This window comes from Vibrio sp. L85, assembly GCF_963871815.1.
Classification (GTDB): domain Bacteria; phylum Pseudomonadota; class Gammaproteobacteria; order Enterobacterales; family Vibrionaceae; genus Vibrio; species Vibrio harveyi.
Genome location: NZ_CAWMYL010000168.1, coordinates 231906 through 251281, shown reverse-complemented (window position 1 = coordinate 251281; position 19376 = coordinate 231906). Strand labels below are relative to the sequence as shown.

The following is a 19376-nucleotide window of genomic DNA, read 5'->3' as shown; positions in this document are numbered from 1 at the left end:
TGTAACCCTACTGTCAACAATAGTACCGAGACAAAAAAATACGGGGTACAGATAACGGCGATAATATCCGTACCTCGTAGGCATATTTGCTTAGTTTAAACTAATGAAGTGGTGAGCAATTACTGTATGCGTGATTGATTTTTAGCCTTTGAACACATTTTTGTTGAGGCTTTCATTGTGCTGGCGTTGGTCCAGTCACTTCTCTGAAGCTGTCAATACAGAAAGCGCTAGGTCGAAGTCAAATGCTTCCAACGCCTCCCTCAAGGTTTTGAGGCTCGTTGGCGTTAAACTTAGTTGCGAGCCTGAGTGTACTATCAATACCTCGTTAAGTGCTGCAGTGTCATTTGCCTCAATCAAAGCTTTTATTTTTTCAAACAGTAACTTGTCGAATTTGGTATCGATTGGTTTTAATGGCTTGTTCTCGATCGGTTGTTTGAGTGCGTCGATGAGTTGCTTACAAATGGAGTGTAAGTTTTTTTCTAAGTCATTTTTTTCATTGTCTGTTGGCTCATGCTGTTCTAGTTGAGCACATTGATTCCGAATATGCTCTAAACCCAAACTAGCACTTAACCCTTTGATAGTATGAATATCTCTCTTTGTATCACCCTGTGGTAGTAGAGCGAATGTATAGTCCACGTATTGATTAGCAAATTTAGACAACAAAGAGCGATATAGCTGTACTTTTCCATTGACGACCTTCAATCCTTGCTTGATCTTTAACTCTTCGATCTCCCGTAGTTCTGATGGTAGTTGCTCATTATCAACGTCATACTCTCCACGGTCGGTTTTTTGTAAAGTGGGCTGAGTTACTCCAAGCCAATTAACGAGTACATCCTTAAGTTTTGGTATATCAATGGGTTTGTGCAATACGTCGTTCATCCCGACAGCTCGTGCTCGCTCTTCGTTTACTGGGAGTATATTTGCCGTAAGCGCGATGATTGGTACGTCCTTTTTATCTAAATTTTGTCTGATAAACTTACTGGCTTCGTAACCGTCCATTATTGGCATTTGGCAATCCATCAATATAAGATCAACGTGTTCCTCACCAAGTATATCTATTGCCTCTTGTCCGTGGTTAGCAATAATTGACTCGCAACCAAGGTTATCAAGAATATCGGACATAAGCTCTTGGTTAATGACGTTGTCTTCCACGACAAGAATCGTTTTGCCAAGCGTTTCGGTGCTCAATGTTCTTGAGTTTATTTCCTTATGCGGCAGCAGATCGGTAAATAATCCGTCCAAGCAATGTGCTAATGACGATGTGGTGAACGGTCTTAAAATCAGATCATCATAATGTACGTTTAGTGCTTTGAGTTTGTGTTCAATAGAACTGGTATTCGCATTGGTGACAAATACGATCTTGCTTGTGGAAATATCCATCTCGTTCAGCGTCTTTATCTGCTTTTCTATCAAAGATTCGTCATTAACTAAAACTAACATCAGCACATCTGGCATGTGTGTGGGGGATTGCTCCAAACTTTCGAGCGATGAATAGCTTCGTACGTTAATGTTCAGTTGTTTGAACTGGTCAAGTACAGCGAGTTGAGTGTCTTTATTATTATCAACAACAAACACTGAGTTCGGGAGAACAAGATCGAGTAAAGGGTTTGACGAAGGTACAGAGTACATCAGAGGGATGCGAACAATAAACGTTGAACCTTGGTCAAGTTCGCTTTCAACACCAATCGTGCCGCCCATGAGATCAACAATAGTTTTGGTTATTGCTAGACCAAGCCCAGAACCGCCGTATTTTCGTGTAGTAGAGGCGTCTGCTTGGGAGAATGAGGTAAACAACTTAGCCATTTGCTGAGGGCTCATTCCAATACCATCGTCGACCACTCGAATTAGTAATGTAGCAAGGTTTTCACTCTTTTCCTCCAATGTCAGTTTTATTCGTACGTTTCCTTGGTTTGTGAATTTGACGGCGTTAAAACCGAGGTTGAGAAGGATTTGTTTGATACGGAAAGGGTCTCCAATCAAATCTTGTGGTATAGATTGATCAACATCCAATATTAGCTCGATTGGTTTTTCTATCGTTTTAACTGAGAGCACATCGAGTGTTTCATCCAGCAATTGATCCAACTTGAAAGGCACCTCCTCTAATTCAAGTTTCCCTGCTTCTACTTTTGAAAAATCCAAAAGGTCATTGAGTAAGTGCAGTAAAGATTGGGCTGAACGATGTATTTTTGAAACGTAGTTACGTTGCAATTTATTTAACTCGGACTCCAAGACAAGATAACTAATACCAATGATGGCGTTCATTGGAGTACGTATCTCATGGCTCATGTTGGCAAGAAACTCAGACTTTGCTCGGTTCGCAAACTGTGCATCATCACGTGCTTCTTGGAGATTTAAAGCCATAGATTGGAGTTCCAGTTGTGATTGCCTCATAAAATAAGCAAGCAATAAAATTGTCAATACGAAGGCGATAGCTGAATATATAAGATATTGAGTAACCTGGCGAAATTGAGTGACCTCGGCAAAACGTAACTCACGTAAATGGTCTAGCTGGTCGTCTGCATTCTCTGCTGCATCAACCATTCTTCCGGCGATGAGCTCTAGCTTTTCAGATACGTCAGCTACGTCTAAGAAGTGCTTTTGGTAAGCACTAATAGAACCAGGAACGACATCAAAAAGGGAATGGTCTGCATCGCCATTGAGGTAAGCTTGTATCACGTCGGTACTTTGAGTCGCATGCTGAAGAGAAGTGACAAGAGCACCTTTGTATTGCTCTCTTTCTTCCAGCTGAGTTGCAAGCATGAAATTACGATCCGCTTGTCGTGCTTCATTGATTAGCTGCTTTAGCTTTGTGGCTTGGATTCCAACTTCTAATCCTAAGTCCATATCGTCCTCAAGGTCTGCGACACTATCTAACGCCTGTCTAAGTGCGGTTCGGATTTTTTCTCGTAGCTGACTAACGTTTTTCTGTAGAATACTTGCTGTTAGCCTTAAGTTTTTTGATGATGCATTGGCATCAGCATTTTCAATGACAAACGTGAGGGCCTCTGAATAATTTTGTTGAGAAACACGTAATTGTTGAATCAACACCAATTCGTACTCATCACGCAGTGCTTTTGCTAAATGCTCCGTCTGTTGTTCAAGCATTTCGGTAAGCTGTATTGCCTCTGCCAACGTGTCTTGGTTATTAGTCAACAAATATTCAAGACTAAGAGAGTGAATTGAGCGTGTTGTTTGAGATATCTCGCGGCTCGATTCTTCATGTTCTCTAATAATTGCAATCTTTTTTCGATTTTTAAGAATTTCTGCTTTATCGCCTAATAGTTTAGCCTCCATATCCCTTTGAAGTTCTCGGGTTTGTTTGGCAAGACGAGATGCGTAGCCCTCCATAATATTCAGTCTTTTTTCTTGATCTTCTGTGAGTTCTCGATATCTCGAGAACAAGCTCTGATAATCGGAGATATATTTCAATAGAGAGTCATCAACAACGTGGTGGTAATTGGTGTCATCTTCAAAGCTTGCGGCTAACTTTTTAGCTTCATCAATAAACTTTTCGGTGGTATCTGCGTCCTTCGCTTGGCGATCTCGTGTGTAAGTCAATTCATGTAAGCGTGCGTTATCTAGGGCGAGAAGTAACTGACCCGCTAAACCGTAACGTTCGACAGATCCGAACGTTTTATTGATGCTGTAACCAGCAAAAGCACCAACGATACAGAAAAGTAAGATGACAGAACCAAAGCCTAATAATATTTGTTTACCTTGTTTTGATACTTTTCTTTCGTCTTCGTTTGTCATTGGCTCAAATCTTTATGTTTTGTTGGATCGTCTCGGTAACGCACCATAATTTGTTGGAGTCTCGGCACAATGGAAATGAATACAGATACGAGTTTTGGGTCAAAATGATGACCAGCTTCTTTCTGAAGTAGGTCGCATGTCTCGTCTATTGACCATGCTCGTTTGTATGGACGTTCACTTGTCAACGCATCAAACACATCAGCGATTGCTACTATACGAGCAGATAGTGGGATTGCTTCACCTGATAGACCATTTGGGTAACCGCTACCATCCCATTTTTCATGATGATAAAGTACAATTTCACGAGCGAGGTTGAGTAATGGAGAGTCGTGTTTACCCAGGATCTCAAATCCATAATCAACGTGACGTTTCATTTCTTGCCACTCTTGTTCATCTAACTTTCCAGGCTTTAAAAGAATGGCATCAGGAGTGCCAATCTTACCGATATCGTGCATGGGCGCAGCGCTAAATAGAAGATCACACCATTGTGATTCTGCTCCTAATTCTTCAGCGAGAATGCGGCTGTAGTGACTCATTCGAATCACGTGCATGCCTGTTTCGTTATCTTTGAACTCTCCTGCACGTGCCAAGCAGTTAATGATTTCTAGTTGATTTTGCTCTAGTAATACGGTCTTTTCTTTGACTTGTTGTGCCAACATTCTGCTTTGGTTGTAAGCCATGATTTGAGCGCGAACACGGACTTTAACTATAGCTGGGCTAATTGGTTTGGTGATGTAATCAACAGCCCCTAAATCAAAGCCATACTGTTCGTTTTCATGGTTCGATTGAGCAGTCAGAAATATGATGGGGATAGCGCGCGTTAATGGATTTATTTTCAGCTTTTTACACACCTCAAACCCGTTAACTTCTGGCATGACAATATCAAGCAGTATGACTTCGGGGCGAGGTTCTTGCAAAGCGATTTCTATGCCTTTATTTCCGTTGGTCGCGGCTTTAACTTGGTAATTGTCTGACAGCACATTGGAGATTATTTGAATGTGCTGTGGCGTATCGTCAATGATCAACACGAGTGGTTTTGATTCTTCCATGTTTTCTCTCATGCAGTTAACTAACAGTATTTTACCGTTTTTATAAGCGTAGGCTACATACGAAAATTTGCTGTTTTTGATATCTACGTAACAAACTGTTTTTATGCCAAAATTAGTGGTTGGTTTCGTCCTAAACGTCAAACAAGTAAGGCTTTAATGCCTATCTAAACATTATTTTATTTCCTCATCTATTTCGCCCGACTAAATCATTCAAATCAAACCACTTAGCCTTTAATTAATGCGCTTCAATCATAGCTAAAATGCAAAGTATTCATTTTACTCATACGGTTAAATCAATAATATTTTTGTGGTTATCGAATGTGGACGTTGGTTTTCATATCAAAAACACTTGTGGTGCGCTGACCGAGCTGGAGGTGCCTTTGATATGAGAATTAATCTGTTAAAGGAAACTATTTATGGCTCAGTTAGTCGATGAAATTGTATTTCAATCAGGGGTCAAACTGCATAATCGTATCGTGATGGCACCGATGACGATTCAGTCTGCATTCTTTGATGGCGGCGTAACGCAAGAGATGATCAATTACTACGCGGCACGTTCTGGTGATGCAGGGGCGATCATTGTCGAGAGTGCGTTTGTAGAAAATTACGGTCGTGCTTTCCCAGGTGCGCTTGGTATTGATACCGACAGCAAAATTGCTGGTTTAACCAAGCTTGCTGATGCGATTAAAGCCAAAGGCTCTAAAGCCATTCTGCAGATCTACCATGCCGGTCGTATGGCAAACCCTGAGTTCAATGGCGGACACCAACCGATTTCTGCAAGCCCAGTCGCTGCGCTGCGTGACAACGCTGAAACACCACTTGAGATGACCAAAGAGCAAATCGAAGAGATGATCGAGCGCTTTGGTGATGCAGTAAACCGTGCAATTCTTGCTGGCTTCGATGGCGTTGAAATTCACGGCGCAAACACATACCTGATTCAGCAATTCTTCTCGCCACACTCAAACCGTCGTAACGACAAATGGGGTGGCAACATTGAAAGACGTACTTCCTTCCCGTTAGCTGTACTTGCAAAAACTAAGCAAGTGGCTGAGCAACATAACAAATCTGATTTCATCATCGGTTACCGCTTCTCTCCTGAAGAGATTGAACAGCCGGGCATCCGCTTTGATGACACCATGTTCCTACTAGATAAGCTTGCGACTCACGGCTTGGATTACTTCCATTTCTCAATGGGTAGCTGGTTACGTAACTCGATCGTGACACCTGAGGATCAAGAGCCGCTAATCGACAAATACCGTAAGCTTCAATCTGAAAGTGTGGCGAAAGTGCCAGTGATTGGTGTTGGTGGCATTGCTCAACGCAAAGATGCAGAAAACGCACTTGAGCAAGGTTACGACATGGTTAGTGTCGGTAAAGGTTATTTGGTTGAACCTACTTGGGCAAACAAAGCGCTTAACGATGAAACCTGTGCCGAGTTCGCGGACATCGCGCAACAAGAAGCGCTGCAAATTCCAAGACCACTTTGGGAAATCATGGATTACATGATTGTGGACAGCGCAGCGGAAGCATTGAAGCACCAACGCATCAAAGAGTTGCAGAACGTTCCAATCAAATTTAACTCAGGTGAATACACGGCGTATGGTCGCGGTCACAATGGTGATTTACCGGTTACAGTAACGTTCTCTGAAGATAAGATCCTCGACATTGTGGTGGACTCTTCAAAAGAATCAGATGGCATCGCAAACCCAGCATTTGAGCGTATTCCTCAACAAATTCTTGATGGTCAAACACTGAACATCGACGTAATTTCAGGCGCAACAGTCAGTAGCCAAGCGGTACTGGACGGCGTATCGAATGCGGTTGATCTGGCGGGCGGTAACTCAGAAGCGCTGCGCTGCAAAGCCAAAGAAGCGGTGGCATGGTCATCGAAAACCATCGAAGAAACCGTGGATATCGTGGTTGTTGGCGGCGGTGGTGCTGGTTTGAGTGCAACGTTAACGGCGCTAGATAAGGGCAAGTCAGTTATTTTACTTGAGAAGTTCCCTGCAATCGGTGGTAACACGGTGCGTACTGGCGGTTGGGTGAACGCGGCAGAACCAAAATGGCAAGGTGATTTTCCAGCACTTCCTGGCGAAAAAGAAACCTTGATGCTGCTAGCGAAAACAGCGGAATCCGAGTTTGCGGGTGAGTATTTAGAAGACTTCAAAGTGCTTAAAGCACAATTGGATGGCTACTTTACAGACCTTGAGAACGGCAAGCAGTACTTGTTTGATTCTGTCGAATTACACCGCATTCAAACCTACCTTGGCGGTAAACGCACTGACTTGAACGGTGAATCGATTTACGGTCAATACGATTTGGTTGAAACCCTAACGTCTCGCTCTATGGAATCTATTGATTGGCTGAGTGAAAAGGGCATTGATTTTGACCGTAGCGTTGTCGAGATCCCAGTTGGTGCCTTGTGGCGTCGTGCACACAAACCTAAACGTCCAAAAGGCGTAGAGTTTGTCGACAAACTATCAAAACGCATCCAAGAACAAAACGGTCGTATCATTACTGACACACGTGCAACGGATTTGATGGTTGATAACGGCAAAGTGGTCGGTATCAAAGCGGTTCAAGCGGACGGTACAGAGCTTATTCTTCACGTGAATCATGGTGTGGTGTTGGCTTCTGGTGGTTTCGGCGCAAACACTCAGATGATCAAAAAGTACAACACATACTGGAAAGAGATCGCGGACGACATCAAGACCACAAACTCACCAGCATTGGTTGGTGACGGCATCGAAATTGGTGAGAAAGCGGGCGCAGAATTAGTCGGCATGGGCTTTGTGCAATTAATGCCAGTTGGTGACCCTAAATCAGGTGCGCTGCTAACCGGTCTGATTGTGCCACCAGAGAACTTTGTATTCGTGAACAAGCAAGGTAAGCGCTTTGTTGATGAGTGTGGTAGCCGTGACGTGCTTTCTGAGGCGTTCTTCGATAACGGTGGTCTGATTTACATGATTGCGGACGAGAACATTCGTCAAACCGCAGCAAATACATCAGATGAAACCATCGAGCGCGAAATCAAAGAAGGCATCATTATTCAAGCTGACACGCTAGAAGAGTTGGCAGAGAAAATTGGCGTTCCGACGCAAGAGCTAACGAACACCATCGCACAATACAACGCTTGTGTGGATGCGGGGCAGGATCCTGAATTTCATAAGAGTGCCTTCGGTTTGAAAGTGGAAAAAGCGCCATTTTACGCGACGCCACGTCAGCCTTCAGTTCACCATACAATGGGCGGCTTGAAGATTGATACTAAGGCGCGAGTGATTGGTAAAGACGGCGAAGTTATTCAAGGTCTATACGCAGCAGGCGAAGTAACGGGGGGTATCCACGCGGGTAACCGTCTCGGTGGTAACGCGCTGATCGATATCTTCACTTATGGTCGCATCGCTGGTGAGAGTGCATCTGATCTTGTTTAAGCACTCGTTCAAGAGCGAAACAGAGCAAGATAAGTAATCAATAAGAGGGGAGTGATGCTTCCCTCTTTTTCCGTATTTAGTGTTTGGAGAAATCGATGAGCACCAATAAATACAGCGCCAGATTTCAGATGATGGGCACCTTTATCGATGTGGTGGTGTATCACTCGAACGGTGAGCAACTGATAAGAGAAGCCTACGCGCAACTCGCCGATTATGCAGAGCGATTTACGGTCAATCAATCCGACTCTGAGCTGATGTGCGTCAACCAAAATGCGGGCATTGCGCCTGTGGTGGTAGCGAATGATCTATTTGACCTGATTAAGCTTGCTAAACAACACAGTGAAGACACAAGAAACCCTTTTAACGTTGCTATTGGCCCTTTAGTAAAAGCGTGGCGAATTGGTTTTAAAGATGCCAAAGTGCCATCTCATGACGTGATTACAGACAAGTTATCCTTGGTTGATCCGACCAAGATCATTTTGAATGAAGATGACCACTCGGTGTTCTTAAGTCAAAAGGGGATGGAGATAGACTTGGGCGCGATTGCTAAAGGTTACTTCGCCGATCAGGTAAAGAACAAACTGGTTGAAGCAGGCGTACAAAGTGGTTTTATCAGTTTGGGTGGGAACGTACTGACCATTGGTCATTCGCCAGTTAACAGCAACAAAGCATGGAATGTGGGCATTCAGAACCCATTATCAGAGCGTGGTGACGTCGTTCGAGTCGTACCTTTAGAAGGCATGTCGATGGTGACATCGGGTATCAATGAGCGATTTTTTGAATCCAACGGGCAGCGTTATCATCACTTGTTGGATGCCAAAACGGGAATGCCAATCTCAACCGATATCGCCAGTTTGACGATTATCTCTCACCTGTCTGTCGATGGTGAAATTTGGAGTACCGCCGGCTTTTTATCAAGCGTAGAAGAAGCGATGTCGTACCTAAATCAGCAACAGGGTATCGAGGCAGTGGTTGTTTCAAAGCAAGGTGAAGTGCACGTCACACAAGGGCTGATGGACTATAAAGGCTGTATTTTATTGCGCGAAGAGTCAGCTCTGGAAGAGTAAGATGAGGCAGAGATTCAAACCTGCCTCGTATCATTAAATTATCGCGTTAGCGTTAATCATCCGCACCGCATTTAGCGCACTCTTCGTACGTGCGTTCGCCTTCACTGATCACAACATAGCTACCTACACATTGGTCACATAGCGCCAGTTTTGGGTAGGCAATTTTCTCTTTCTTAGACGTCGTGTCGCCTTCAGTTACGTAGTATTTTCGCATTGTCATGATTCATCAGTTGGAACAAGGGCGGCATTATATCCGGAATTGAAATGCGCTGGTGGATTTGTTCGTGTCGAAGGCAAATTTTTCTGCATAAAAACAGCAGTTGGATTGTTTATCCTTTTGTTAGACCGTCAACATACTAACGTATCTACATGTTTTGATAGCTCGGTCCACCGCCACCTTCTGGTGCTTTCCATGTGATGTTTTGCGAAGGATCTTTGATGTCACAGGTTTTGCAATGCACGCAGTTTGCGGCATTGATTTGAAATGTTCGCTCGCCTTCTACTTCTACCACTTCATACACGCCAGCAGGGCAGTAACGTTGGCTCGGTTCATCAAACTTCTTCAAATGGACCTGAATCGGAATATGAGGATAGGCGAGCTGCAAGTGGCAAGGCTGATTTTCTTCGTGTTGTGTACCAGACAAAAATACCGATGAAGGTTTATCGAAGCTAATTACACCATCTGGCTTCGAGTATTGAATAGGTTGGCACTCATCAATTGGTTTCAGCTGTTCATGATCGTGCGAAGGATCTGTGATTGTCCACGGTATTGGTTTCTTAACCAGAGGCTGCCACAGATTGTGTTCGAAGGTGGAAAGTGCGCCGCCGAGTATGCTGCCGAATTTGTGAATGTTCGCACCAAAGTTGCGTGTGTCACTAAGTTCTTCATACAACCATGAATCTTCAAACTTGGTTTGGTAATCCGGTTCCGAATTGGATTGTGTGAATGCTTCAGCAATGGCTTCTGCGGCTAATAAACCGGATTTCATCGCAGTATGGCTGCCTTTGATCTTAGCGACGTTTAAGGTGCCCGCATCACAACCAATCAATAAACCGCCGGGGAATTGCTGTCTCGGTAGAGAAGACAACCCACCTTTTGCAATGGCTCTTGCGCCGTAAGCGATGCGTTGAGCGCCTTTCAAATGTTGTTCGATTGCAGGGTGGTGTTTAAAGCTTTGAAATTCGTCAAACGGACTCAAGTAAGGATTGCTGTAATTCAAGTCGACAATAAGCCCAACGGCGATTTGGTTGTTTTCCATGTGATAGAGAAAACCGCCCCCCGTGGTGTTGGATTCACTCAGTGGATACCCTGCAGAATGAATCACGCTGCCTGATTGATCTTTGGCATCGGCAGGTAACTCCCAAATCTCTTTAAGCCCGAGTGCATAATGTTGCGGTTGTTTATCATCGTCTAAACCAAATCGTTGGATGAGTTCTTTACCAAGATGACCTCGGCACCCCTCGGCGAATACGGTGTATTTGGCTTTTAGCTCAATACCGGCTTCAAAGTTGGGTTTGGCTTCTCCTTGCTTGTCCAAGCCCATGTCGCTGGTGTTTACTCCTGTAACAGCGCCAAATGCATCGTAGTTAATCGTGGATGCAGCGAAACCGGGATAGACTTCAACGCCAAACGATTCTGCTTGTTCTGATAACCAACGACACAAGTTCGCCAAACTGATGACGTAGTTGTTTTCGTCATTGTGCATTGGGTTTGGAGTAAGAAAGTGGGGAACACGAATGTAATTAAGTTCTGTGGTTAGGTACAAGAAGGCATCGTTTTTTACCGCGGTGGAAAGCGGCGCGCCCATGCTTTGCCAATCAGGAAAGAGTTCACCTAATGCACGCGTTTCGAATACCGCGCCAGATAAGATATGTGCACCAACTTCTGAGCCTTTCTCTACCACACAAATAGACAGCGGCTCACCTTCACGTTCTTGATTGAGTTGCGCTAAGCGGCATGCTGCACTCAAACCTGCAGGTCCAGCGCCGACAATCACCACATCAAACTCCATGCATTCTCTTTCCATCTTCTTGCTTCCTTTATGCGAAACCTTTCTTTGTGTTTCAGGTGCTTCTTCTATTAAGCAGTGCTCGTATAAAGAACTATAGTCCAGTTGACGTAAACGTAAACTAAACTAAGCTCAAATGGTAACGACATAGGGCGTGATAAAGATTTTAGGTGACAATGTCATAATGCGTTTTTTGTTAGCAAGGTGATGAAAAGACTGAGCTTTAACACAAATCTTTGTCACGCATGACCCAATTGCTAGGACGCGTATCGCTTTGCGATCTGCTAGGAGGGAATGTGAAAGTACTGGTTGCGATTAAACGTGTAATTGACCCTTACGTTAAAGTAAGAGTGAAATCTGATGGTTCCGGTGTGGAAACCAACAACGTGAAAATGACGATGAACCCATTCTGTGAAATTGCGGTGGAAGAGGCTGTTCGCCTTAAAGAAGCTGGGGTAGCAGAAGAGGTGTTAGTGGTGTCGATTGGTGACGCCAGTTGTCAGGAACAATTGCGCTCAGCGCTCGCATTAGGTGCGGATCGTGCGATTCATATTGATGTTGAACAGTCACCAGAACCGCTTGCGGTCGCGAAGTTACTCAAAGCTGTGATGGAACAAGAGCAGGCTCAATTGGTGCTGCTGGGTAAACAGTCAATCGATACGGATAACAACCAAGTCGCGCAAATGTTAGCAGCATTGACGAATCGTCCGCAGGGGACATTTGCATCGGAAGTGAAAGTAGAAGGGGAAACGGTTCTGGTTACGCGAGAAATCGACGGTGGCTTAGAGACGCTCAAACTGGATCTGCCTGCGATCATCAGTACGGATTTACGTTTGAATGAACCGCGTTACGCCTCGCTACCGAATATCATGAAAGCGAAGAAGAAGCCGTTATCGGTAATGACGCCAGACTTCTTTGGTGTGAATGTCGAACGCTCTCAGCAAGTGCTGGAAGTCATGACACCGCCTGCCCGTAAAGCCGGTGAGATGGTGGGCAGTGTGAGCGAGTTAGTCGACAAGCTCAAAAATGAAGCGAAAGTGATTTAGGAGGCATAACCATGGAAAACAAACCGTTAGCAACCTTGGTCGTGGTGGAGCACGACAACCAATCACTTTCAGCGGATACATTACGTGCGTTGAGCGCGGCTTCTCAAATTCAACAAAACGGTGCCTCTTTGCCTGTCACCGCCTTGTTAGTCGGACACCAGCTCAACTCAGTATTGAATGAGTTGAAGTGTGTGCAAGGTATCTCGCAGATCGTTGCGATTGATGCTGCTGAATATCAGCAGGCATTGGCAGAAAACTTGTCGACCTTGATTGCCGAAGTTGGTCGGGATTATTCGCATATTCTAGCTCCTGCGAGTACTTTCGGTAAGAACTTGATGCCTCGTGTTGCAGCCCTACTGGATGTTGGGCAACTGTCAGATGTGATTGCAATTGAATCGCTCGATACGGTTATTCGCCCCATTTATGCCGGTAATGCGTTAGCCAGAGTTCGTTCGGACGATTCTACCAAAGTGATGACGGTTCGAAGCTCTGCGTTCGATACAATTGCTGTGTCTGACTCACCAGTAGTGGAGAATGTCGTGGCGTTAGAAACGGTCATTAAGGCAGAGCACAGTGAGTTTGTTTCACAGCAAAAAGCAGAAAGCGAAAGACCAGAGCTACCAGCAGCAAGCGTTGTTGTCTCTGGTGGTCGTGGGTTAGGCAGCAAAGAGAATTTCGCACTGGTGGAACAACTTGCCGACAAGCTTGGTGGCGCAATTGGCGCATCACGCGCTGCGGTAGACGCAGGCTTTGTCTCTAACGATTTGCAAGTTGGACAAACGGGTAAGATTGTCGCGCCTCAACTGTACATTGCCGTGGGTATTTCCGGTGCAATTCAACATTTGGCAGGGATGAAAGATTCCAAGGTGATTGTGGCGATCAACAGTGATCCAGAAGCGCCAATCTTCCAAGTCGCAGACTATGGCTTGGTCGGTGATTTGTTTGAGATTATGCCGGAGTTGCTGGAGAAGGTTTAAGTTCGGTATTTGTCGGGCGTCATTCCCTAGAGCGAAGAATGAGTGAGTAGGGAATCCCTTCTTGCTCACTACCTTAAGTCGTCATTCTGAACAGCGAGGAACGAGCGCGATTCAGAATCTATTGTCAAAGTGCGCGGTTAGTTTATTGCTATAAAGGTGCTTCAGCTTTCCTTGTCATTAGATTCCTAGTCGCGCTTAGGCTTGCTGGAATGACGCGCTAGAGTTTCCTAAGAAGAATCAGGTTATTACGGCGTTTTTTGTTGAGTACAGTCCAAATCGCGTCATTCCCTAGAGTGAAGAATGAACGAGTAGGGAATCTTTTTCTTGCTTATTACTTTAAGTCGTCATTCTGAACTGCGAGAAACGAGCGTGATTCAGAATCTGCTGTCAAAGTGCGCTGTGGTTTTATGTCTATGAAGTTGCTTCAGCTTTGGTTGTCATTAGGTTCCTAGTCGCGCTTAGGCTTGCTGGAATGACGCGCTAGAGTTTCTTGCTAACAGTCAAATTCTTAAGTCGCTTTTTGCTGAGTGCAAACCAAACCGCCTCATTCCCTAGAGCGAAGAATGAGGGGGGTAGAGAATCTTATTCTTGCTCACTAATTTAAGTCGTCATTCTGAACAGCGAGGAACGAGCGCGATTCAGAATCTGCTATCAAAGTGCGCTGTAGGTCCATTAATATCAAAGCCCCTCAGTGCGCTTTGCCATTAGATTCCTAGTCGCGCCTAGGCTTGCTGGAATGACGCGCTAGAGTTTCCTTAGAAGTATCAGGTTATTACGGCGTTTTTTGTTGAGTACAGTCCAAACCGCCTCATTCCCTAGTGCGAAGAATGAGGGAGTAGAGAATCTTATTCTTGCTCACTATTTTAAGTCGTCATTCTGAACAGCGAGGCACGAGTGTGATTCAGAATCTTTTCAATTTCATCCTCAAAACAAAAGGGCTTCCATTCGGAAGCCCTTTATTATTTATGACAAACGTTCTCTAAACACTTGGTTTTCTCAAGTGTTCTGCCAGCACTTTTGTGAACCTTGCCGCTTCGCCGCCGGTACATGCACGGTGGTCGAATGTAATCGACAGCGGCATGGCTTTCACTGCTACAGCTTGTCCGTCTCGAATTACAACCTTCTCAATGATTCGACCTGCACCGACAATCGCGACTTGTGGCGGCGTGACCACTGGCGTTGCGTAAATGCCTGCAATTGCGCCAAAGTTTGAAAGCGTAATGGTGGCGTGCTGTAACTGCTCACGACCGATCTTACGTTCACGTATGCCTTGTACAGTTTGGTCTAACCAACGACGTACCTCTTGAGGCTCATATTCGTCGGCATGTCGCAGAACAGGCACGTACAAACCGTGTCGGCTGTCTACGGCAATACCAATATTCACCGTGCTGTGGACACAACGCGTCATGGTTTCTGCATCAAACCATGCATTCATGGCGGGTTCTTCCTGACACGCATGTACAATGGCTTGAACCAGACGAATACTGATGTCTTCACCTTGCTTCCAGCCTTCCAACACCGCTTCTTCAGTAATGGTGACCGCTGCGACATTATGGTGAGATTCCGCCATCGTCGACACCATGGTTCGACGCGCGCCTTTGAGTACTTCTGTACCGGGGCGTTGTTTGCCTGCTTCATCGTAGATATCGGCATCGACGATCAAACCATCCGGACCGCTGCCTTTGACCAAATCTAAATCCACACCCAGTTTCTTCGCTAATAGGCGAGCAGAAGGAAGCGCTGTGATGAGGTTATCAGGTGATGGGTTGTGTTCGCCACCAATCCAGAAATCATCCACATTCACGCTGTGTGCATGTTGGGATACATTACCAACCACGGTTGCTGCATCGGCAGTTTGTTTCTGTTCGGAGACGGTTTGCTCTGCACCCGTTTCATCGATTTCCAGAAGTAGAGCACCAATGTTGATTACGTCGCCTTCTTCACCATGGCGACTCACGATGCGACCGCCATAAGGGGCAGGGACGTCCACGGTTGCTTTTGCGGTTTCAACAGTAAGCACCACTTGATCCAGCTTGACCATATCGCCAACACTAATATGCCATTTCACAATTTCTGACTCAGCGAGACCTTCGCCGAGATCGGGTAAGTTAAACGTCTTCATTTCCAATCCTCCACGAGTTCGCGCGCTGCGAGCACAATGTCTTCTTCCTGAATCATGTAATAATCTTCGTTGCGGTAGTACGGCATGATGGTATCCATACCTGTGACACGTTTTGGTGGCGCTTTGAGTAGGCACATCGCATGTTCTGCGGTTCTGGCTAATAGCTCTGAGCCGACACCACAGGTTTTGCTGGCTTCATGTACCACCAAGAGGCGTCCGGTTTTCTCAAGTGAACGGAAGATGGTCGCGGTATCAATGGGTTTGATGCTGGCTAAATCAATCACCTCAACTTCGATACCTTGATTGGACAGCGTTTGAGCCGCTTGCAGTGATTCGACCACGCATGCCCCCCAAGTCACTAACGTAATGTCGCGACCTTTGCGAAGGGTAAAGCAAGTGTCGAGAGGTAGCGCTTCGCCGTTATCTACCACTTCAGATTTCACTGTGCGATAGATACGTTTTGGCTCAAAGAACATCACCGGATCGTTGCTACGAATGGCTGCTAGGAGCAAGCCATAAGCGCGTTGCGGTGATGAAGGAATCACAACCTTAAAACCTGCGGTGTGAGCAAACAACGCTTCGACACTTTCGGAGTGATGCTCTGGTGCATGAATACCGCCACCAAAGGGCGCGCGGAACACTGCAGGGCAGGTGAGTCGACCACGAGTACGGTTACGCATTCGCGCCGCATGACACATCAAATGCTCTAATGCTGGGAAGACAAAGCCTTGGAATTGAAACTCTGCCACAGGTCGTAAGCCTTGCGTTGCCATGCCGACAGTGACACCGCCAATAAGCGCTTCAGCTAAAGGTGTGTCGATAACGCGCTTAAGACCGTATTTTTGCTTGAGTCCAACTGTGGCGCGGAATACACCGCCGTTATCACCCACATCTTCGCCAAGGACGATGACATTCGGATCGTGTTCCATTTCATGGTGCAGTGCGAGGTTCACTGCTTCAACTAACGTGAGTTCAGCCATGTTTCCCTCCCTGCATTCGCATTGCTTTGTTGATTAGCTCATCCCTTTGCGCATGAAGCTCTTGGGGTAGGGATTCATAAAGGAAATCGAAGCCCGTTTCAGGTGCTTGATTTGACATGTTGAGATAACGTTCAACGGCGAGTTCTACTTGTTCTTTACAGTGGGCTTGCCACTCTTGTTCTTTCTCGTTACTCCAAACACCTTGATTGGTGAGAAAGGCTTTAAGTCGACGAACGGGTTCATATTGCCAAGCAGTTTGAACCTCATCCTCGTTACGATAACGGGTAGCGTCGTCGGCGGTGGTGTGGTCGCTCAAGCGGTAACTTACTGCTTCAATTAACGTTGCGCCTTTGCCTTTTCTAGCTCGTTCAAGAGCGGTCATTGTTGCATCAAACACCGCGACGACATCGTTGCCATCCACCGTAATACCAGGGATACCTGCGCCTTTGGCTTTTTCTGAGAGAAATTCCGCAGCACATTGCAAACTGCGCGGCACGGAAATCGCCCATTGGTTATTGTTCACCACAAAAACTAATGGGATGTTCCATGCGCCCGCACAGTTAATCGATTCAAGGAAGTCGCCTTTGGAAGTGCCGCCATCGCCGCACATCACCAAAGCCGCATCGTGATTGCCTTGGATTTTCAGTGCTGCCGCAACACCAACGGCATGGGTACACTGAGTTGCGATTGGGACACAGAAGGGGAGATCTTTGCTAGGAAAAGGGCTGCCTTCGGGAGCGAAGTCGCTGCCGCGCTCATCGCCTCCCCAGTATTGCAGGTTCTTTTCCATTCCTATACCGCGACACCACATGGCTGGCATATCGCGGTAGTAAGGAACAAACACATCACTGGCTTTTAGCGCTCTGCCTACCGCTATCCCAACGGCTTCCGAGCCAAGGTGTGATGGGTAGGTGCCTAGTTTACCAGTGCGCTGCAAGGCAACGGCTTTGTTATCGTAAGTGCGAGTTAATATAATGTCTTGATAAAACCCGACCAATATTTCGAGATCAGCCCAGTTGGGTAGTTGGCTGACGAGGTTCCCATCATGGTCGATAAACCGATGCATGGGTAATGCCTGAACGTTCATCTCAAGCTCCTTTTGACGCTGCGGGTCTTTTGGACTGCAGCTGCTCATTGTTTCGATCTCAGCCTGTATGGGTACTCAGGCTTTGATATCAGCGCAAAAGGTCATACCTAGGATTGCAGTTGTTTTGATAGTTATCGACGCTTTTGGTGCTCGTCTCTCTAACAAAAGTGTGTTCTGGTAAAACACAAGGCGTCATTTATTACTGCTGTTTACACCGCCTAATCCAGTGATGAATCTTGGTATAACCAGATACAGTAAGTGTAAACAAATTGTTAAATTATGCTTTAATTTGAGTTGTAACCCACAGTAAAGTTTCGCTTACACCGTACTTTTCTAGGATAAAACACTGCTTTTTTGAATTGTACGTTTTCGAAGTTGAAGGGAATCACTGAGTTTGACAGGAAATTTGTAATAAAATTATGCTGTAAAATTCGACAGGTTGAGTGATTTATCAACCATATTTGTGCAGATCCAGTAACACGTTAATCTCTCCGTCACGCTTTGACGATAGATTTGAATTTGTCGCTTCCCTCGATAGTTGAATGCAGGTAGTGTGGCGACTAATGAAAGTCAGTGATACGCATGGAGAAGTTATGTACCACATTCATGTTTACTTCCCGCTTCAGCAGCAGGATAAAGCTCAAGCCTTGAATGAGATCATTCGTCAAGAACGCCAAGATGTTTTGCGCGTTTTCCCTTTAGTGTGCAAGTTGGTTGGTCCACATAAGATGCCGATGTTTGAGCTGCATGTTGAATCGATAAGTGATGAGTTCATCGCATGGCTTGATACCATTCGTGGCGGTTTTTCGGTTCTGATTCATCCAGTCAGTGACAACGAGCTGCGTGATCATACCGAGCGTGCGATTTGGTTAGGTCGTGAGCTTGGCGTGTTTGAAGAAAAGCTCGAAGCCTAATTCGTTTGGGTAGACCGTTTCTTTCCCTCCTATTTGGTCTATCCAGATTCAGCAATTCCGCCCATCGTGTGCTAAACCTTAATAACGGTAGTGATAAAGTAGTCACTGCCGTTTTGATTATATTTATGATGTTTAACAATGCGTTAAAACAAGATTAAGCACAAAAACAGGGAAGTGCAGTTTACGACCCCAACGCCATTGGCAGTGGAAAAGGACATTTCTGGAGGGGAAAGGGTATGCTTACAATACTCTTAGTCGCACTTGCGCTGTATATTTTCTGGTTGTTGTTTCGTAACGGTCCTGCGTTTGCAGAGCGAGTGCCGAACAAAAAACGTAACTGGGTTGGACCTACGTCAAATCAAAAAGAATGGCAGGGCTATTGCTCCGAAGTCTTTCAGCCATTTAGCTCTCAAACTACCTTTTATGCCATCGCGTATTTCGCCAATTTTGTCGCTGCGGCAAATGCCATATCATGGTCGATAGTGTATGAGGGCGATTACTCCGTCATCATCAGCCGCTTTGGTAGCTACTTCATTCTCAACACGCACGATGCCTTGGTGATCTCTGGGTTTGTCGCACTAGCGTGTTTCATCATTAATTGGCAAATGGCGGTACACTGCGCGGGGATCATGAGCCAGTATTTGGTGCGAATCTTAATCATCAATCGTACGCGCTTCGTTGCGATCAGTTTGGTGTTCTGCAGTTACTTTGCATACCTGCTGACTGTCGGCATTTTCTGGTTGTTCCACGACGGATACTCCATTTGGCATGGGCTTACGCTCACTCCGGTATTTCTGCTGTTGGCTTTGTTGCTTGCGGTTGTGTTGCCATCAATGAAGAAAGAACCTGCCGAGAAAGAGTAAGCGCCACTTATTTCATTGAGTTGCGGTAGTAATTCCACTGAGGTTGAGGTAGGATTGCTGACCTTTTTTTCGTCAGTG

Annotated in this window: 13 protein-coding genes; 6 read left to right on the top strand and 7 right to left on the bottom strand. The window is 45.6% G+C overall.

Features of this window, described 5'->3' with window-relative positions; all coding sequences use genetic code 11:
• Positions 1-195: 195 nt before the first annotated feature.
• Together AACR11_RS17250 and AACR11_RS17245 are read right to left on the bottom strand one after the other, a co-directional pair.
• Positions 196-3753 carry an ATP-binding protein gene (locus AACR11_RS17250; protein WP_029790712.1) on the bottom strand — a complete coding sequence of 1186 codons (3558 nt, stop codon included), beginning with the start codon at positions 3751-3753 and terminating at the stop codon, positions 196-198.
• Positions 3750-4802 (bottom strand): response regulator, encoded by a 1053-nt coding sequence (locus tag AACR11_RS17245; protein WP_029790713.1) that lies wholly within the window; start codon positions 4800-4802, stop codon positions 3750-3752. The genes AACR11_RS17250 and AACR11_RS17245 overlap by 4 nt, the downstream gene beginning before the upstream one ends.
• Before the next feature lie 416 nt (positions 4803-5218).
• Here AACR11_RS17245 and AACR11_RS17240 point away from each other — a divergent pair, with 416 nt between their 5' ends.
• On the top strand, positions 5219-8233 hold the full coding sequence (locus AACR11_RS17240) for a flavocytochrome c (RefSeq protein WP_029790714.1): 3015 nt from the start codon (positions 5219-5221) through the stop codon (positions 8231-8233).
• Between the two features lie 95 nt (positions 8234-8328).
• Positions 8329-9300: an FAD:protein FMN transferase gene (locus AACR11_RS17235; protein WP_029790715.1), complete on the top strand. Its 972-nt coding sequence runs from the start codon at positions 8329-8331 to the stop codon at positions 9298-9300.
• A gap of 52 nt (positions 9301-9352) precedes the next feature.
• Here the strand turns inward: AACR11_RS17235 and AACR11_RS17230 are convergent, their stop codons facing one another.
• Positions 9353-9520, bottom strand: coding sequence for a hypothetical protein (locus AACR11_RS17230; protein ID WP_153303268.1), 168 nt, complete (start codon positions 9518-9520; stop codon positions 9353-9355).
• Positions 9521-9665: 145 nt separating this feature from the next.
• Positions 9666-11327 (bottom strand): electron transfer flavoprotein-ubiquinone oxidoreductase, encoded by a 1662-nt coding sequence (locus AACR11_RS17225; RefSeq protein ID WP_079324936.1) that lies wholly within the window; start codon positions 11325-11327, stop codon positions 9666-9668.
• Positions 11328-11605: 278 nt separating this feature from the next.
• Here AACR11_RS17225 and AACR11_RS17220 point away from each other — a divergent pair, with 278 nt between their 5' ends.
• Together AACR11_RS17220 and AACR11_RS17215 are read left to right on the top strand one after the other, a co-directional pair.
• Positions 11606-12355, top strand: coding sequence for an electron transfer flavoprotein subunit beta/FixA family protein (locus AACR11_RS17220; RefSeq protein WP_029790717.1), 750 nt, complete (start codon positions 11606-11608; stop codon positions 12353-12355).
• An 11-nt stretch (positions 12356-12366) separates the two neighbouring features.
• A complete protein-coding gene (locus tag AACR11_RS17215; RefSeq protein ID WP_029790718.1) occupies positions 12367-13332 on the top strand; it encodes an electron transfer flavoprotein subunit alpha/FixB family protein in 966 nt (321 codons plus the stop codon).
• 979 nt (positions 13333-14311) lie between these two features.
• On the opposite strand, the gene AACR11_RS17210 is transcribed toward AACR11_RS17215, so the two are convergent.
• Genes AACR11_RS17210 through pdhA form a run of 3 tightly spaced genes read right to left on the bottom strand, consistent with a single transcriptional unit; the run spans position 14312 to position 17521 of the window.
• A complete protein-coding gene (locus AACR11_RS17210; RefSeq protein ID WP_029790719.1) occupies positions 14312-15454 on the bottom strand; it encodes a dihydrolipoamide acetyltransferase family protein in 1143 nt (380 codons plus the stop codon).
• Positions 15451-16434 (bottom strand): alpha-ketoacid dehydrogenase subunit beta, encoded by a 984-nt coding sequence (locus AACR11_RS17205; RefSeq protein ID WP_009696326.1) that lies wholly within the window; start codon positions 16432-16434, stop codon positions 15451-15453. Before AACR11_RS17205 ends, AACR11_RS17210 begins: the two co-directional genes overlap by 4 nt.
• Positions 16427-17521 carry a pyruvate dehydrogenase (acetyl-transferring) E1 component subunit alpha gene (gene pdhA, locus AACR11_RS17200; protein WP_029790720.1) on the bottom strand — a complete coding sequence of 365 codons (1095 nt, stop codon included), beginning with the start codon at positions 17519-17521 and terminating at the stop codon, positions 16427-16429. Before pdhA ends, AACR11_RS17205 begins: the two co-directional genes overlap by 8 nt.
• Before the next feature lie 593 nt (positions 17522-18114).
• Here pdhA and AACR11_RS17195 point away from each other — a divergent pair.
• Both AACR11_RS17195 and AACR11_RS17190 read left to right on the top strand, forming a co-directional pair.
• Positions 18115-18435 (top strand): DOPA 4,5-dioxygenase family protein, encoded by a 321-nt coding sequence (locus AACR11_RS17195; RefSeq protein WP_005450131.1) that lies wholly within the window; start codon positions 18115-18117, stop codon positions 18433-18435.
• Between the two features lie 236 nt (positions 18436-18671).
• Positions 18672-19298 (top strand): hypothetical protein, encoded by a 627-nt coding sequence (locus tag AACR11_RS17190; RefSeq protein WP_009696323.1) that lies wholly within the window; start codon positions 18672-18674, stop codon positions 19296-19298.
• Positions 19299-19376 lie beyond the last annotated feature (78 nt).

What these genes read in the sequence shown, in the direction of transcription:
- AACR11_RS17225 (WP_079324936.1), bottom strand. Translation starts at nt 11,327, where the DNA reads ATGGAAAGAGAATGCATGGAGTTTGATGTGGTGATTGTCGGCGCTGGA.
- AACR11_RS17210 (WP_029790719.1), bottom strand. Translation starts at nt 15,454, where the DNA reads ATGAAGACGTTTAACTTACCCGATCTCGGCGAAGGTCTCGCTGAGTCA.
- pdhA (WP_029790720.1), bottom strand. Translation starts at nt 17,521, where the DNA reads ATGAACGTTCAGGCATTACCCATGCATCGGTTTATCGACCATGATGGG.
- AACR11_RS17230 (WP_153303268.1), bottom strand. Translation starts at nt 9,520, where the DNA reads ATGACAATGCGAAAATACTACGTAACTGAAGGCGACACGACGTCTAAG.
- AACR11_RS17245 (WP_029790713.1), bottom strand. Translation starts at nt 4,802, where the DNA reads ATGGAAGAATCAAAACCACTCGTGTTGATCATTGACGATACGCCACAG.
- AACR11_RS17205 (WP_009696326.1), bottom strand. Translation starts at nt 16,434, where the DNA reads ATGGCTGAACTCACGTTAGTTGAAGCAGTGAACCTCGCACTGCACCAT.
- AACR11_RS17240 (WP_029790714.1), top strand. Translation starts at nt 5,219, where the DNA reads ATGGCTCAGTTAGTCGATGAAATTGTATTTCAATCAGGGGTCAAACTG.
- AACR11_RS17195 (WP_005450131.1), top strand. Translation starts at nt 18,115, where the DNA reads ATGTACCACATTCATGTTTACTTCCCGCTTCAGCAGCAGGATAAAGCT.
- AACR11_RS17235 (WP_029790715.1), top strand. Translation starts at nt 8,329, where the DNA reads ATGAGCACCAATAAATACAGCGCCAGATTTCAGATGATGGGCACCTTT.
- AACR11_RS17250 (WP_029790712.1), bottom strand. Translation starts at nt 3,753, where the DNA reads ATGACAAACGAAGACGAAAGAAAAGTATCAAAACAAGGTAAACAAATA.
- AACR11_RS17215 (WP_029790718.1), top strand. Translation starts at nt 12,367, where the DNA reads ATGGAAAACAAACCGTTAGCAACCTTGGTCGTGGTGGAGCACGACAAC.
- AACR11_RS17190 (WP_009696323.1), top strand. Translation starts at nt 18,672, where the DNA reads ATGCTTACAATACTCTTAGTCGCACTTGCGCTGTATATTTTCTGGTTG.